Origin of the sequence: Streptomyces recifensis, assembly GCF_002154615.1 — a bacterium.
Lineage (GTDB): Bacteria > Actinomycetota > Actinomycetes > Streptomycetales > Streptomycetaceae > Streptomyces > Streptomyces griseoluteus.
In genome coordinates, this window is sequence record NZ_MUNH01000860.1 from 1 (window position 1) to 1,000 (window position 1,000).

The 1,000-nt window shown below is 70.7% G+C and carries 2 protein-coding genes; one reads left to right on the plus strand and one right to left on the minus strand.

Translation table 11 applies throughout. From position 1 onward, the window contains the following. The first annotated feature begins 259 nt into the window (after nucleotides 1–259). A complete protein-coding gene (locus tag CCN33_RS30390; protein ID WP_086696494.1) occupies nucleotides 260–727 on the plus strand; it encodes an SRPBCC family protein in 468 nt (155 codons plus the stop codon). 85 nt (nucleotides 728–812) lie between these two features. Here the strand turns inward: CCN33_RS30390 and CCN33_RS30395 are convergent. Further along, on the minus strand, nucleotides 813–1,000 hold a 188-nt coding region (locus CCN33_RS30395), incomplete at its 5' end, for an ATP-binding protein (protein WP_140394775.1).

Consider the following 1,000-nt stretch of genomic DNA (forward strand, 5'->3'; position numbering starts at 1 on the left):
ATCCCCGCCCCCGCGCGCCTCGCGGCGTCGTCCCCCGTGGTCCGCGTGCTGACCTGCGGACAGCAGCCGGAGGGCACGACCCCCACCCACCACGTCCCCTCCACAGCGGCCAGCGGCAGCGGCACAGTCGCCGTGCTGTGCTCCGCCAGCTGTGACGAGTGGAGGGTGCTGTAGCGGGTGCCAAAGCGAGGAGGGCTCAAGGACCTTGCCTTCTCCGAGCCCGTCGCCGGCGAGGGAACCTCAGTTCTAGACTCGGGCCATGGGCAGGACTGACCGCGCCAGCCGGGTGATCGCGGCATCACCGGCAACCGTCTACGGAGCCCTCCTCGACCGGGAGTCCCTCGAGGCATGGTTGCCGCCGGACGGCATGCGCGGTCGGGTCGAGCGGTGGGATCCCCGGCCTGGTGGCGGGTTCCGGATGGTCCTCACCTATCTCGACCCCGCCGACAGCCCCGGCAAGTCGTCAGAGGCGACGGATGTCGTCGACGTCGAGTTCGCCGCCCTGGTGCCACCGGAGCGCGTGGTGCAGCGGGCGGTGTTCGAGGCTGACGATCCGTCGTACGGAGGCACCATGACGATGACGTGGCATCTCACTGCCGCCGGTGAGGGGACGGAGGTGACCGTCACCGCCACAGGCGTGCCACCCGGCATCGACCAAGCGGACCACGAGGCCGGGATCGCCTCCTCGCTGGCCAACCTGGCGTCCTACGTCGAAGCGGCCGACTGACTCAGTTCCGCTGCGGGCTCCCGGGTGAGTACCCGGAGCGGGTGGTCAGGGCCCTGTGCCCCCACCCCAAGGGACGGGGGATGCGTCATCCGGCGTCGGGCTCCTCACCCAGGGGCGGGATGGCGTCCACGTCGAACGCTTCCGAAGTGGGGACGAACGTGTCGTCACCGGGCAGTTGCTGTGCCGTCCAGATGGCCTTGCCGTCCCGTGTGTAGCGGGTGCCCCAGCGTTGCGAGAGCGAGGCGATGAGTTGCAGACCCCGGCCGCCCTCGT